General features: G+C 65.0%; 12 protein-coding genes and 1 pseudogene. 9 read left to right on the top strand and 4 right to left on the bottom strand.

Annotated features, from left to right (window positions below; translation table 11 throughout):
* Positions 1 to 135: 135 nt before the first annotated feature.
* Positions 136 to 978, bottom strand: coding sequence for a ribonuclease Z (locus ACLP4W_RS17195; protein ID WP_442382357.1), 843 nt, complete (start codon positions 976 to 978; stop codon positions 136 to 138).
* 177 nt (positions 979 to 1,155) lie between these two features.
* Here ACLP4W_RS17195 and ACLP4W_RS17200 point away from each other — a divergent pair, with 177 nt between their 5' ends.
* Positions 1,156 to 1,584 carry a CBS domain-containing protein gene (locus ACLP4W_RS17200; protein ID WP_442382358.1) on the top strand — a complete coding sequence of 143 codons (429 nt, stop codon included), beginning with the start codon at positions 1,156 to 1,158 and terminating at the stop codon, positions 1,582 to 1,584.
* 9 nt (positions 1,585 to 1,593) lie between these two features.
* Here the strand turns inward: ACLP4W_RS17200 and ACLP4W_RS17205 are convergent, their stop codons facing one another.
* Positions 1,594 to 2,196 (bottom strand): type II toxin-antitoxin system PemK/MazF family toxin, encoded by a 603-nt coding sequence (locus tag ACLP4W_RS17205; RefSeq protein ID WP_442382359.1) that lies wholly within the window; start codon positions 2,194 to 2,196, stop codon positions 1,594 to 1,596.
* A 32-nt stretch (positions 2,197 to 2,228) separates the two neighbouring features.
* On the opposite strand from ACLP4W_RS17205, the pseudogene lepA reads away from it, so the two are divergent.
* The 3 genes and pseudogenes from lepA (at position 2,229) to ACLP4W_RS17220 (ending at position 6,134) form a co-directional block, all read left to right on the top strand.
* Positions 2,229 to 4,185, top strand: a pseudogene (gene lepA / locus ACLP4W_RS17210) (translation elongation factor 4).
* 242 nt (positions 4,186 to 4,427) lie between these two features.
* Entirely contained in the window at positions 4,428 to 5,144 is a 717-nt protein-coding gene (locus tag ACLP4W_RS17215; protein ID WP_442387936.1) for a sensor domain-containing protein, read from the top strand.
* Positions 5,145 to 5,363: 219 nt separating this feature from the next.
* On the top strand, positions 5,364 to 6,134 hold the full coding sequence (locus ACLP4W_RS17220; protein ID WP_442387938.1) for a sensor domain-containing protein: 771 nt from the start codon (positions 5,364 to 5,366) through the stop codon (positions 6,132 to 6,134).
* A gap of 23 nt (positions 6,135 to 6,157) precedes the next feature.
* Here the strand turns inward: ACLP4W_RS17220 and ACLP4W_RS17225 are convergent, their stop codons facing one another.
* Together ACLP4W_RS17225 and ACLP4W_RS17230 are read right to left on the bottom strand one after the other, a co-directional pair.
* On the bottom strand, positions 6,158 to 8,116 hold the full coding sequence (locus ACLP4W_RS17225; RefSeq protein ID WP_442382372.1) for a glycoside hydrolase family 15 protein: 1,959 nt from the start codon (positions 8,114 to 8,116) through the stop codon (positions 6,158 to 6,160).
* Between the two features lie 150 nt (positions 8,117 to 8,266).
* On the bottom strand, positions 8,267 to 9,511 hold the full coding sequence (locus tag ACLP4W_RS17230) for an FAD-dependent oxidoreductase (protein WP_442382362.1): 1,245 nt from the start codon (positions 9,509 to 9,511) through the stop codon (positions 8,267 to 8,269).
* Positions 9,512 to 9,565: 54 nt separating this feature from the next.
* Here ACLP4W_RS17230 and ACLP4W_RS17235 point away from each other — a divergent pair, with 54 nt between their 5' ends.
* The 5 genes from ACLP4W_RS17235 to ACLP4W_RS17255 form a co-directional block, all read left to right on the top strand.
* On the top strand, positions 9,566 to 9,760 hold the full coding sequence (locus ACLP4W_RS17235; protein WP_442382373.1) for a hypothetical protein: 195 nt from the start codon (positions 9,566 to 9,568) through the stop codon (positions 9,758 to 9,760).
* Between the two features lie 333 nt (positions 9,761 to 10,093).
* The gene (locus ACLP4W_RS17240) at positions 10,094 to 11,140 is read left to right on the top strand and encodes a sulfate ABC transporter substrate-binding protein (RefSeq protein ID WP_442382363.1); all 1,047 of its coding nucleotides are present in this window, start codon (positions 10,094 to 10,096) and stop codon (positions 11,138 to 11,140) included.
* Positions 11,137 to 12,000: a sulfate ABC transporter permease subunit CysT gene (gene cysT / locus ACLP4W_RS17245; RefSeq protein ID WP_442382364.1), complete on the top strand. Its 864-nt coding sequence runs from the start codon at positions 11,137 to 11,139 to the stop codon at positions 11,998 to 12,000. The genes ACLP4W_RS17240 and cysT overlap by 4 nt, the downstream gene beginning before the upstream one ends.
* Positions 11,997 to 12,815, top strand: a complete 819-nt coding sequence (cysW, locus tag ACLP4W_RS17250; protein ID WP_442382365.1) for a sulfate ABC transporter permease subunit CysW — start codon at positions 11,997 to 11,999, stop codon at positions 12,813 to 12,815. The genes cysT and cysW overlap by 4 nt, the downstream gene beginning before the upstream one ends.
* Before the next feature lie 15 nt (positions 12,816 to 12,830).
* On the top strand, positions 12,831 to 13,107 hold a 277-nt coding region (locus ACLP4W_RS17255; protein WP_442382366.1), incomplete at its 3' end, for an ATP-binding cassette domain-containing protein.

Raw genomic sequence — 13,107 nt, forward strand, 5'->3', positions numbered from 1 at the left:
CGCCGCGCCTTCACCCTCATCGGCGCCCCGATCCCCCTCACCGCGGCGTAGTCAGACACCCAGCGCCAAGAAACCAACAAACCCCAGCTCAACACTAAAAAACACCATCTCACCGCCGTAACTTCGGACTAACGGTCACGACCGCGCGCTGACCTCGACTCGGTGCAGGTCGTCGCCGAGCTCGACCCGCCCGCCGAATTCCCCGGCCGCCAGCGCGCGCCACTGCTCCTCCTGGCCGGGTACCAGGGCCGGCACATAGTGCGTCATCACCAAGGTGTCCACACCGGCGCGGGCCGCGGTCGCCGCCGCTTCCTGCACCGACGAGTGGTAATCGCAGATGTCCTTGAGCCGCTGTTGCGGGATGTTGGCGACGATGTCCTTGCGGATCACGGTGTGCACCAATGCGTCGGCGCCGGTTGCCAGCTCGTCCAGGCTGGCACAGGGCACCGTGTCGCCCGCCAGCACCACCGACGTGGTCCCGGATTGGATGCGGAACCCGATGGTCGGCGCCACCGGCCGATGATCGGTGGGGGCCACCCGAATCGACACGCCATCGCGGTCCCACACCGTGCCCTCGGTGTATTCGTGCACCTCGATCGCCGGCGGGGCATTCAGATCGGCGTGATGAGCGATCCGGTAACCGATGTCGTGGCGAAACGCCTTCAGCGTCGCCTCCACCGTCTCGGCGGTGCCGGGAGGTCCGATGATCGGCAGCGGCGCGGGATCGGGCGCAAAGATGGTGATCCAACGCGTGATGAGGAGGTCACCGAGATCGCCGATGTGGTCGCTGTGCAGGTGGGTGAGCAGCAGCGCCGACAACCCGGCGGCGCCCACTCCGACCGCCGCGGCGCGCTGCAGCACTCCACGCCCGCAGTCGACCAGGAACACCTGCCCGCCGGTCCGCACCAGGGTCGACGGGCCGGCGCGGTTGGGGTCCGGTATCGGGCTCCCGGTTCCCAGCAACGTGATCTCGATCATGTTCCCATCCTCGCAAGCCGCCCTGGCGGGCAATGGCATTTGACTGATTCGGTCGCGCGTTGGGCCGTGGACCTGAGGGTATGGACAGTCCTGGTTACCGGTTTTCGCGTTGGCTTTCCCGCCGCGCGACTAAGCCGTAGCCTGGTGTGAAGCAGATCACAACGGCTGGAGGCCTTGATGCGGATTGCGGATGTCTTGCGGAACAAGGGTGCGGCGGTGGTGACCATCAACCCCGAGGCGACGGTCCGGGAACTGGTCGCCGGCCTCACCGAGCAGAACATCGGCGCCATGGTGGTGGTCGGCGCCGAGGGGGTCGTCGGGATCGTGTCCGAACGCGATGTCGTGCGCCAACTGCACACGCATGGCGCCAGCGTGCTGTCGCGCCCGGTGTCCAAGATCATGACCGCCACGGTTGCCACCTGCACGAAGTCCGACACGGTTGACTCCGTGAGCGCGCTGATGACCAAAAAGCGGGTGCGCCATGTGCCGGTGATGGACGGGAAGGAGCTGGTCGGCATCGTCAGCATCGGTGACGTGGTGAAGACCCGAATGGAAGACCTCGAGGCGCAGCAGCAGCAGCTGCATTCCTACATCACGCAGGGCTGAAGCGCGGGGCTAGCTCCAGGAGTATTCGGCACGCAGCCGGGCGGCGATCGTGTCGAAGATTTCGCGGTCCAGGATGGCCCCCTCGCGGCGAATACTTTCCTCGGGCACGTCGAGCACCCGGTCCAGCCGGACCCAGCTTTCTCTGCCTTCGTAATCCCAAATGCCAGAACCGATCCCGACCCAGTCGCGGTCGGTGGCGTGACGCTCCTGGCTGGATAGCACCAGTCCTAGCAACACGCTGCGATCACGACCCACGACCAGGACCGGTCGGTCTTTGCCACGAGTGGGATCGTCCTCGTAGACCACCCACGTCCAGACGATCTCGCCAGGATCGGCGCGGCCGTCGAGGTTGGGCGCATACACCAGCCTGCGGGCGCGCTGCGCGGTGGGGAAGCTGCTGCTGGTCACCGGCCGCCCCGCGGCGATCGCGATAGGTGGCTGCGGCGCGACCGCGGCGATGACGTTCGCGGTGATCTTGACGGCTTGCTGGAGTTCGCGCAGCACGGTCTGCGAGTTTTGGACATGCCGGGCGAGCCGCGGGGCCCTATTGAAAACAAGGTCTTCCGCGAACCGCTGAAACGTCTTCCACTGAGATCTCCGGGCAGACGCCATATTCGCAGCATAGACGCGGGCGGAGAGGTGCGATCGTGTGCAAGTGTGGCCCGGCCGCCCTGCATAGATACGCTGGACATACCGGCGAACCGCCGCTCAAGCGTGCCTTGAATAACTGGAGCCCAGGAGATTCCCATCAGCAGCTTCGCCGACAAGACCTTCACCGCACCGGCGCAGATTCGGAATTTCTGCATCATCGCCCACATCGATCACGGCAAGTCCACGCTGGCCGACCGGATGCTTCAGCTCACCGGAGTCGTCGACGAGCGTTCGATGCGCGCCCAGTACCTGGACCGGATGGACATCGAGCGGGAGCGCGGGATCACCATCAAGGCGCAGAATGTCCGGCTGCCTTGGAGTGTCACAGCAGGTCGGGCCACTCAGGACTACGTTTTGCACCTGATCGACACCCCGGGTCACGTCGACTTCACCTATGAGGTGTCACGCGCGCTGGAGGCCTGCGAGGGCGCGGTGCTGCTGGTCGACGCCGCCCAGGGCATCGAGGCCCAGACCCTGGCCAACCTCTACCTGGCACTGGAACGCGACCTGACCGTCATCCCGGTGCTCAACAAGATCGACCTGCCGGCCGCCGATCCGGACCGCTACGCCGCTGAGCTCGCCCACATCATCGGCTGCGACCCGAACGACGTGCTGCGGGTGTCCGGCAAGACGGGGGAGGGCGTCGCCGACCTGCTCGATCACGTTGTGCGTGAGGTGCCGCCCCCGCAAGGCGACGCCGACGCGCCGACCCGCGCGATGATCTTCGACTCCGTCTACGACATCTACCGCGGCGTAGTGACCTACGTCCGGGTGATGGACGGCAAGATCGTCCCGCGTGAGCGCATCTTGATGATGTCCACCGGCGCCACCCACGAACTGCTCGAGGTCGGCATCGTCTCGCCCGAACCGAAGCCCAGTGAGGGTCTGGGGGTGGGGGAGGTGGGCTACCTGATCACCGGGGTCAAGGACGTCCGCCAGTCCAAGGTCGGCGACACCGTGACGACGGCCCGGCACGGCGCCACGCAGGCACTGACCGGCTACCGCGAACCCAAGCCGATGGTCTACTCGGGGCTGTATCCCGTGGACGGGTCGGACTACCCGGACTTGCGCGACGCCCTGGACAAGCTGCAACTCAACGACGCTGCCCTGACCTACGAGCCCGAAACGTCCGTCGCGCTGGGCTTCGGGTTCCGGTGCGGCTTCCTGGGCCTGCTACACATGGAGATCACCCGGGAGCGCCTGGAGCGCGAGTTCGACCTCGACCTGATCTCGACGTCGCCCAACGTCGTGTACCGGGTGATCAAAGAGGACAACAGCGAGATCGTGGTGACCAACCCGTCGGACTGGCCAGAAGGCAAGGTGCGCACGGTTTATGAGCCGGTGGTCAAGACCACCGTCATCGCGCCCAGCGAGTTCATCGGCACGATCATGGAACTGTGCCAGTCGCGCCGCGGCGAGCTGGGCGGCATGGACTACCTGTCGCCGGAGCGGGTGGAACTGCGCTACACCATGCCGCTCGGGGAGATCATCTTCGACTTTTTCGACTCGCTGAAGTCGCGAACCCGCGGTTATGCCAGCCTCGACTACGAGGAGGCCGGCGAGCAGGAGGCCCAGCTGGTCAAGGTCGACATCCTGCTGCAGGGCGAGGCTGTGGACGCTTTCAGCGCGATCGTGCACAAAGACGGAGCTTCGGCGTACGGCAACAAGATGACCACCAAACTCAAGGAGCTCATCCCGCGCCAGCAGTTCGAGGTTCCGGTTCAGGCGGCCATCGGATCGAAAATCATTGCGCGCGAGAACATCCGCGCGATCCGCAAGGACGTGCTGTCGAAGTGCTACGGCGGCGACATCACCCGCAAACGCAAACTTCTGGAGAAGCAGAAGGAGGGCAAGAAGCGGATGAAGACGATCGGCCGGGTCGAGGTTCCCCAGGAAGCGTTCGTCGCCGCCTTATCCACCGAAGCCACGGGTGACAAGGCCAAGAAGTGAGAAACCGCCCATCTGAGCTGACGCGGCGCTGACCCACCAGCCTGAGAAGTCGCTGGCTATGGGCTGTGTTTTCGGCGCGCCTAATGAGCTGTCGCGCGGTTCGCAAAGTAAACTTCCGGTGAACCGGAAGGAGACTAAAGGTGAATCAGGAGCGCCGGTCGGGTGGCGGTGCCCAAGAAAGCGTTCGTCGCCGCGTTGGCCCTCGGAAGCGTTGGTGCATCGTGGCCCCACTGCTGGTCGTGATGTCGGTCGCCGGCTGCGCAACAACTGTCGCCGGCACAGCGCGGTCGGTGCCGAGCCCGGCACAGCGATCGCTCGCTGGCCCAGCAATTGAGCAGGTGCTCCTCGGCGACGGCGCGCTGTCTCGAATTCTCAACCAGCCGTTTAAGATTGATATGCGTTTCCCACCGCGGTTCGGAGGCCCCGAGCAGTTGCTGGACGATCGGTCGGCCTCGCTCGTCGATTGCCTCGGCGTCGCGGCGATGCTGCAGCGAGTCGTCTACAAATCCGGCAAGGTGAAGCACGTCGCGGTCGAGACATGGAGGCCCGCTGCAAAATCCGTGGAGATGACCGACGTAGCGGAGGGCGTGGTCAGCTTGCCCACGGCCGCCGAAGCCCGGGCGCTGTTCGCGAAATTCTCTCAGCAGTGGCGAAAATGCGATGGCACGACGGTTCCCCTGCCGGGCCAGGTGTTCAAACTCAAGGCCAAGACTAGTGACGTTCGACTTGCCGATTCGGTTGTCGCGGCGACTGTTTCGACGGGGTTCGCGTTGCCGGGGCCGGATTCGGCATCCATTCCAGCGAAGCGGGCCATTGGTGTCCGCGGGAATTGCCTTGTCGAGGTGGAGGTCGACTATTTCAATGCGTCAAACCCGCCGCACCTTGGGTCGGGCGATATCAACTCCAGCGCCGCAGAGATTGCGCACAACATGTTGGACGAGGTCGGCGCGCCGAGCTGACGCGGTGGTCTACCAGCCTGAGACGTTGCTGGGTTTGGGCTGTGTCTTCGGTGTCGGATGCGGCGCTCACAACACCGCAAACCTAAACTGCCGATAAAGCAGAAGCTAAGGGCAACAAGCGGATGAAGACCACGGGGGTCGAGGTGCAGTCGAGGCGCATCAGAAGGCGTTGGCCACCGGACGCCGCGAAAGGCAAGGGCAAGAAGTAGCTATGAGCGTATGAAACGCCACTGGTGCTTGGTGGCCTCGCTGGCGACCGTGATGCTGGTTGCCGGCTGTGCCGTAACTGTCGGCGGCACAGCACAACCGGCGCCGCCGCGATCCCTTACCGGGCGAAGCATCAAACACGTGCTGCTCGGCCACGGCGCGCTGTCGCGAATTCTCAAGGAGCCCTTGAACATCGATCCTCGTTTTCCGCCGCGGTTCGGGGGGCCCGAGTCGTTGCTGAACGACGAACTGACCTCGCCGATGGTCGCCTGCCTTGGCGTTGCAGCGATGCTGCAGCAAAGCGTCTACCAGTCCGGCAACATCAAGGGCGTCGCGGCTGAGACATGGCGGCACGCTGCCAGGTCCGCGGAGGTGACCAGCGTAAAGGAGGCTGTGGTCAGCCTGCCCACGGCCGCCGACGCCAACGCGCTATTCGCGAGATTTTCTCATCAGTGGCAAAAATGCAATGGCGCGACGCAGCCCCTGCCGGGCCCCGTCTTCAGGCTGAAGGCCGTGGTCACGAACGTACAGGTGGACACTTCTGTTCTCGTGGCAACTGTTTCGACGGGGTGGGCGACGCCCCGCTCCGGTTCGGCATCCATTCCAGCGGGGCGGGCCGTTGGCGTGAAGGACAGTTGCCTCATTGAGGTCGAGGTCGACTTTTTCGGTGTCTTCAGTGTTTCAAAGGCTCCAAAGGCGTCGCTCCAAGGGCCGGGCGATATCAACAACAGCGCGCTCGACATCGCGCATTTCATGATGGACAAAGTCGGCGCCCTGAGGTGATGCCCGGCGCCTGACCCGGTGTGTTACATGGGCGCGTTGGCGGGCTGGAACATCCCCGAGCTGTCGGCTTCCTCCTCGGCGCGGATCACGTGCACCACCGCGTTGATCAACGCCAGATGGGTGAACGCCTGCGGGAAGTTACCCAGGTGCCGGCCGGTTCGCGGCTCGATCTCCTCGGCGTAGAGGTGCAGCGGGCTGGCGTAGGACAGCAGCCGCTCGCACAGTCGCTTGGCGCGCGTCACCTCGCCTATCTCGACCAATGCGGAGACCAGCCAGAACGAGCAGATCGTGAACGTGCCTTCCTCGCCGGACAGCCCGTCGTCGGTCTCCTCGACGCGGTAGCGCAGCACCAAACCGTCCTGGGTGAGCTCATCGGCGATGGCCAGCACCGTGTTGCGCACCCGCGGGTCGTCCGGTGGCAGGAACCGGGTCAGCACCACCAAGAGCAGCGAGGCGTCCAGCGCGTCGCTGCCGTACCGCTGGGTGAGCACGCCCCGCGTGTCCACCCCGTGTTCGAGGATGTCGGCCTTGATCTCCTCGGCGATGGCGCGCCATTGCTGGGCGTAGCTCTTCTCGCCCTGACGTTCGGCCAGCTTCGACCCACGGTCGAGCGCCACCCAGCACATCACCTTCGACGACGTGAAGTGCTGCGGCTCTCCGCGCACCTCCCAGATTCCGCGATCCGGCTCACGCCAGTGCTTGATCGCCTCTTCGACCTGTTTTTTCAAAACCGGCCATAGGGTCTCCGGAACCTGCTCGCGTGATTTGGCGTGCAGGTAGAACGAGTCAAGGATCGAGCCCCAGATGTCGTGCTGGTCCTGGTTATAGGCGCCGTTGCCGATCCGCACCGGGCGGGCGTGGTCATAACCCGACAAATGGTGCAGCTCTTCTTCGACCAAGCTGCGCTCGCCGCCGACGCCGTACATCACCTGCAGTGGGTGGCGCTCGTTGTTGTTGGCGCCGGAGACGTCGGCGATGAACGCGAAGAAGTCGTCGGCTTCGCGGTCCAATCCCAACGTGTAGAGTCCCCACAACGCGAACGTCGAGTCGCGAACCCAGGCGTAGCGGTAGTCCCAGTTGCGTTCGCCCCGCGGCGTTTCCGGAAGCGACGTGGTGCTGGCGGCCAGCAGCGCACCGGTGGGGGAATACGTCAAGCCCTTCAGCGTGAGCGCGCTGCGCTGCAGGTATGCCCGCCACGGGTGGTCGGGGAAGTTGCCGATGTTGATCCACTGCCGCCAGCATTCGGTGGTTTTCCACATCTTGGCGGCGGCCTCTTCGTAGGTCTGCGGCGCCGGGTGCTTGGTCCAGCTCAGCGCGACGAACACGTCGTCACCCTCGGTCATCCGGGTGCGTGCCCGCGCTTCACGGCCCTCCAGGCCGATTCGCAGGTTGGTGGTCAGCCGCAGCGTCGGGTGGGCGTCCGGTTGCCTGCTGGCCCGTGCGATGGACTCGCTGTACGCGTTGGCCGAGTATTCCCAGGTGGCCCCGACGCGGTGGTAGTCGAACGCCGGCTCGCAGCTCATCATCAGCTCGACGGTGCCGCTGACGCAGCGCACCGTGCGTAGCAGGATGTGCTCGGCGTCCCAGTCCATCGGGGTGCGGCGATGCGTCCGCGATCGGCGCTCGATGTCGTGCCATGGTCCCATCACCAGCGCGTCGCGCACGATCAGCCACCCAGTGTGGGTCTGCCAGGTGGTCTCCATGATCAGGCTGCCGGGAAGGTAGCGACGGGCCGAGGGCACCGAGACGCCGTAGGGGCCCAGCCGGAAATGGCCGGCGCTGCGGTCCAGGATCGCGCCGAACACACTCGGGGAGTCCGGCCGGGGAACGCAAAGCCATTCCACCGACCCGGCCGGGGAGATCAGGCACGTCGTCTCCCAGTCCGACAGAAACGCGTAATCGGCGATCGGCGGAAATGGGTTCCGCAGCGACCCGCTGGGCGCAAGGGGTGCGGGCCCGCTGAAATCGATCGGTGAGGTCAGGGCCGTTTGAGGGGCCGTTTCGAACGCCTCCTCGGCGGCACCGTCGGGGGACTTGTCGGCGGGTTCGGCGTGCAGGACCACCCCAACATCATCGACTGTCTACCTGCCCGGCGTCCATTTTTTGCCGAGATGTCGGCTCCGGTGTCGGATTTACCCGGCTCGCCTGGCGTATTTGGGTACGTGTTCCGGTAGCGGGCCGATCGCCACCAGGTAGCCGATGAAGCGTCGCAGTGCCGGCGTTCGGTTCACCAGCCACAGAGCCCGTGGTGCGCTGTCGTCTCGTCCGGCCACCGCAGCCGCGATCACGTTGGCATGGATCATCCGTTGTGCCGCCTGCAGAATCGCCGTCGGCAGCCAGCGGCGCACCTGCACCCGGGCCAGCTGTCGGGTGGACACCCGTCCCGCGCGAAGCGGACCGGCCAGTATGCGCGCCGTCGCTACCGCGTCGGCCACCGCCAGGTTGATGCCGACACCACCGACCGGCGACATCGCGTACGCCGCGTCGCCGATGAAAAGGACTCCGTCGGAGTACCAACGGCGGAGCCGATTAAGTTGCACGTCAAGCAGTTTCACATCGTCGAACGACGTCAGCGCGTCGAGACGGTCGGCGAACCAGGGCACCATGCTGACCAGCGCCCGATGCAGCGCCTCGATGCCTTGGGCCCGCATCGCGGCGTCGGTCCCCTTCGGAATGATGTAGGCGATCTGGTAGTAATCGCCGCGGTCGATCGTGATCGTTGCGTGCCCGGCGCGGAGCACGCCCGCCAATCCGCTCGGATCTTCGGGCCGGCGAGGCAATCGGAACCACCAGACATCCATTGGGGCGCCGAAGCTGTGCGGTTTCAGGCCCACGGCACCGCGCACCGTCGACGAGCGGCCATCGCAGGCCACCGTCAACTCGGCGCGCATCTCCTTGGTTTCACCCATCTCGTCGCGGTAAGTGACGCCCGCGACGCGGCCATCGTCGCGGATCACCCCGACCACCTCGGTGCTGCGCAACAATCGGAAGCTGGGCTCCGCCTCGGCGGCGGTAGCCACCATTTCGAGGAAGTCCCATTGCGGCACCAGGGCGATGTGCTGATGCGCACCGGGAAGGCGGGTCAGGTCGAGATTCACCGGTGCGTTCTGTATCTCCATGTGGACGGTGTCGATGAGGCGATGCGGAAGCTGTGCGAACCGCGGCCCCAATCCGAGTTCGTCAAGCAGCCGAAGGGTGCTTGCGTGCACCGTGTCTCCTCGGAAGTCACGCAGGAAGTCGGCGTGCTTTTCCATCACCGCGACCCTCACGCCGGCGCGGGCCAGCAGCAGGCCAAGAATCATGCCCGCCGGTCCGCCGCCGGCGATGAGACAGGTCGTTGCTTCGGTTTCCGAGGGTGGGGGAGGCGCGGGAGGCATTGGGCGATCTTGACACATTGGTTTTAAGGTGCCGCGGCGAATAGTGTGAGCCGAGTGGACGGGTTCCTGAATTGGTGGGACGGCAACGAGCTGTGGCTTTCAGGGCTTCCATTTGTGCTGCAGGCCATGGTGGTGATGCCCGTCGTGCTGGTGGTGGCCTACATCGTGGCCGCATTGTTGGACGGCCTGCTCGGCAAGGGCATCGAGTTGATGCGCCGCATCCGCCACGCCGATGGGGCGCCCGGGTAACGCGTATGCCTCGGTCACACGTGACTTTGGTTCTGGTCACGCTCGTGGTGCTGGTAATCGTCACGTGGCTGCTGACGCGCTGAGGCACGCCGCGGCGCATGCGTTGCTTACCCGTTCCTGGACACCGTTGGGTGGCGGCCCAGCGAATTCCTGTTAGGCTTCGCGACATGCAAGCGGCATCCGGTCTTTTGGAATGCTGTTTCGTCGTGCACTGTTGTCACTGACTCCCATACCCGTGCGCGGTCTGGTTTGGAGTCGTGAACCCTCCTCGAATTGGCGCCTTTCCGCAGCAACGGGACCGAAGACCATAAGTCCCGCACCGAAAGGCCACCCATGCTCTACGACATCGGCAGCGCACTGCGCTGGCCGCTTGTCCGGCATGTCGGGGCGCTGGCCCTAGTCGTCGCCGTCGTCGCTGCGTGTCAAGGTGGTGCCAGCGACGTCGTCGGCGGTGGCGGGCCGGCCAACGCGCACACGAGCATCACCCTGGTCGCCTACTCCGCTCCGGAACCCGGTTGGAGCAAGGTGATTCCCGCGTTCAATGCCTCCGAAGAGGGCAAGGGCGTGCAGGTGATCACATCGTACGGCGCCTCGGGCGACCAGTCACGCGGCGTTGTCGACGGTAAGCCCGCCGATATCGTGAACTTCTCGGTTGAGCCGGACGTCACCCGGTTGGTCAAGGCCGGCAAGGTTTCCAAAGAATGGAACACGGACGCCACCAAGGGCATCCCGTTCGGGTCGGTGGTGACGCTGGTGGTGCGCGCGGGAAACCCCAAGAACATCAAGGATTGGGACGACTTATTGCGGCCCGGGGTGCAAGTCATCACGCCCAGTCCTCTGAGTTCCGGCTCGGCGAAGTGGAATCTGCTTGCGCCGTACGCAGCAAAGAGCGCTGGAGGCCAGGACAGCCAAGCGGGCGTCGATTTCGTCAGGAAGTTGGTAAGCGAACACGTCAAATTGCGCCCCGGGTCGGCACGGGAAGCCACCGACGTTTTTGTCCAGGGCAGCGGTGACGTGCTGATCAGTTACGAAAATGAGGCGATCGCCACGGAGCGGGCGGGCAAACCCGTCCAACACGTCCTCCCGCAGCAGACGTTCAAGATCGAAAATCCGCTGGCCGTGGTCAGCGCGAGCGCGCACCTGGATGCCGCGACCGCCTTCAAGAACTTCCAATACACCGCGGCGGCACAAAAGCTTTGGGCGCAGGCCGGCTTCCGGCCGGTGGATCCGTCGGTCACCGCCGATTTCCGGGACCAGTATCCGGTACCGGCGAAGTTGTGGACGATCGCCGACCTCGGTGGCTGGGGCACAGTGGATCCGCAGCTGTTCGACAAGAACACCGGGAGCATCACCAAGATCTATACGCAGGCCACCGGATGACGGGATCCGTTGTGGACAGAACCGCCGACCCGGAGGCGCAGGCGCCACCGGGCGCGCGGCATGTCCGCGGATCGGGCACCACCTCGCTGCGGCTGGGTGTGGCGATGGTGTGGCTCTCCGTCATCGTGCTGCTGCCGCTGGCCGCCATCGCCTGGCAGGCCGTCGGCGGTGGCTGGCGGGCGTTCTGGCTGGCGGTCACGTCGAATGCCGCGGTGGAGTCGTTCCGTGTGACGCTGACAATTTCGTTTGCGGTGACGGTCCTCAACCTGGTCTTCGGTCTGCTGATCGCCTGGGTGCTGGTGCGCGACGACTTCGTCGGCAAACGGCTCGTCGACGCGATCATCGACCTGCCGTTCGCGCTGCCCACCATCGTCGCCAGCCTGGTGATGCTGGCCCTGTATGGCAACAACAGCCCGGTGGGTCTGCATCTGCAGCACACCCCGTGGGGTGTGGCGGTGGCGCTGGCCTTCGTCACGCTGCCGTTCGTGGTGCGCGCGGTTCAGCCGGTGCTGCTGGAAATCGATCGTGAGACCGAGGAAGCCGCGGCGTCACTGGGCGCGACCGGACCGAAGGTCTTCACTTCGGTCGTGCTGCCGTCGCTGACACCGGCGTTGTTGTCCGGGGCTGGGCTGGCATTCTCGCGTGCGATCGGCGAGTTCGGTTCGGTGGTGCTTATCGGTGGTGCTGTGCCGGGCAAGACGGAGGTGTCATCGCAGTGGATACGGACGTTGATTGAAAACGACGACCGCACCGGTGCCGCTGCGATATCGATTGTGCTGCTGTCAATTTCGTTCGTTGTGCTCCTCCTGCTGCGCGTCGTGGGCGCGCGCGCGGCCAAACGTGAGGAGTTGGCCCCGTGACGTCGTCTCCCCGGGTTCGCTACCTGCTTCGATTTGCGGCGCTCGCATACCTCTTTGTGTTGCTCGTCGTTCCGGTGTCCCTGATCCTGTGGCGGACATTCCGGCCCGGGTTCGGTCAGTTCTTCGACTGGGTGAGCACGCCGGCGGCCATATCGGCGCTGAATTTGACGCTGCTGGTGGTGGCCATCGTGGTGCCACTCAACGTGATCTTCGGTATTCCGACCGCATTGGTGCTCGCGCGCAACCGTTTTCGCGGAAAGGGCGTGCTGCAAGCGATCATCGACCTGCCGTTCGCGGTTTCACCCGTCATCGTGGGTGTGGCGTTGATCGTGCTGTGGGGATCGGCCGGCGCGCTGGGCTTTGTCGAGAAAGACCTTGGTTTCAAGATCATCTTCGGCCTGCCCGGGATCGTCCTCGCCAGCATCTTCGTCACCTTGCCGTTCGTCGTGCGCGAAGTGGAACCCGTGCTGCACGAGCTGGGCACGGACCAGGAACAGGCGGCGGCGACGCTGGGTTCGGGTTGGTGGCAGACGTTTTGGCGGATCACCCTGCCGTCCATCCGGTGGGGATTGACCTACGGCATCGTGCTGACCGTCGCGCGTACCCTCGGTGAATACGGCGCGGTGATCATGGTGTCGTCCAACCTGCCGGGAGAGTCGCAAACACTGACATTGCTTGTCTCAGACCGGTACAACCGCGGGGCCGAGTACGGCGCCTACGCGCTGTCGACGCTGCTGATGGGCGTCGCAGTGGTGGTGCTGATCTTCCAGGTGGTTCTGGATATCCGCCGGGCGCGAGCGACCAAACAGGCCTGACAAGGAGACTTGTACATGACCGACAACGAAACTCCGCAGGATGACCTCGCGATCATCGTGCGGGACGCCTACAAGCAGTATGGCGATTTCGTCGCCTTGGATCATGTGGACTTCGTCGTACCCACCGGTTCGCTCACGGCACTGCTGGGCCCTAGCGGTTCGGGAAAGTCGACCCTGTTGCGCACCATCGCCGGTCTGGATCAGCCCGACAGCGGAACGGTCACGATCAACGGCCGCGATGTGACCCGGGTGCCGCCGCAGCGCCGCGGCATCGGTTTCGTGTTTCAGCACT

It is taken from the genome of Mycobacterium sp. (assembly GCF_052145595.1).
In the GTDB taxonomy this organism is placed as follows: domain Bacteria; phylum Actinomycetota; class Actinomycetes; order Mycobacteriales; family Mycobacteriaceae; genus Mycobacterium.

Coding starts and splice junctions, on each gene's coding strand:
- cysT (WP_442382364.1), top strand. CDS start 11,137: ATGACGGGATCCGTTGTGGACAGAACCGCCGACCCGGAGGCGCAGGCG.
- ACLP4W_RS17205 (WP_442382359.1), bottom strand. CDS start 2,196: ATGGCGTCTGCCCGGAGATCTCAGTGGAAGACGTTTCAGCGGTTCGCG.
- ACLP4W_RS17230 (WP_442382362.1), bottom strand. CDS start 9,511: ATGCCTCCCGCGCCTCCCCCACCCTCGGAAACCGAAGCAACGACCTGT.
- ACLP4W_RS17240 (WP_442382363.1), top strand. CDS start 10,094: ATGCTCTACGACATCGGCAGCGCACTGCGCTGGCCGCTTGTCCGGCAT.
- ACLP4W_RS17220 (WP_442387938.1), top strand. CDS start 5,364: ATGAAACGCCACTGGTGCTTGGTGGCCTCGCTGGCGACCGTGATGCTG.
- ACLP4W_RS17215 (WP_442387936.1), top strand. CDS start 4,428: ATGTCGGTCGCCGGCTGCGCAACAACTGTCGCCGGCACAGCGCGGTCG.
- ACLP4W_RS17200 (WP_442382358.1), top strand. CDS start 1,156: ATGCGGATTGCGGATGTCTTGCGGAACAAGGGTGCGGCGGTGGTGACC.
- ACLP4W_RS17195 (WP_442382357.1), bottom strand. CDS start 978: ATGATCGAGATCACGTTGCTGGGAACCGGGAGCCCGATACCGGACCCC.